The organism is Priestia sp. P5_B4, from assembly GCF_056400385.1.
This window is the reverse complement of the sequence record NZ_JBFULJ010001390.1, coordinates 1-666: the sequence shown is the minus strand read 5'-3', so window position 1 is coordinate 666 and position 666 is coordinate 1. Positions and strand designations below refer to the sequence as shown.

At 35.2% G+C, this 666-nt stretch carries 1 protein-coding gene; it reads right to left on the bottom strand.

The genetic code is table 11. The features are described from left to right. Positions 1–332: 332 nt before the first annotated feature. Positions 333–666 (bottom strand): sunset domain-containing protein (locus AC1DRF_RS31180; RefSeq protein WP_477742721.1); only part of this gene is annotated, 334 nt, incomplete at its 5' end.

Here is a 666-nt window from a genome sequence, read left to right as displayed (position 1 = left end):
TACTTTAACTCCCATCTATAAAACTATTTAAAACCTTACAGTTAAGGCCGTTTTTGAAAAAGTATTAATAAATGTAAGTATAATAGCTAATTCTATTATATGACAGCATTAGATGAGCCAGTGAACTTTATTTACAGACGCGTTTACAAAACTCTACTTTAAGCTTTCTTACCCAAATTATTTTGTTCAAAGTATTCTTTTTTCATATCTTTTCTGCTTTTAAAACTTACTCGTCCTGTGTCTTTGATACATACGTTATATTAATCCTCTCATAAAGAAAAAAGCTCTCCAAGAAACATATAGGAGAGCTTTTAAAGGTTGCATACATTTTTTTATCGTTGGGATTCTCTATATCCAGCTGCCTGTGCATCCGCTTCTGAACAGAACCAAACAATGTTATCTTGAGTTCTGTCATAATAAGCTCCGMCAGGTACGTGGTAAATTTTCGAGTTTTTGTTACCTTTGATTTGACCCGAACAAGACATATTAGACTGTTGATCATCACTCGGATCATTTTCAAATGGCTTATAATTTCCACTGTTGCTAGTAGAACTGCTAGTTGTAGCCTGTTGACTAGCTGCTTGTTGTTGAGCTTTACGCTCTGCTTCTTCTTTTGCCGCTTGCYCCTSAGCTTTTYGTTYYGCTTCTTCTTTTGCYGCTTGCTCC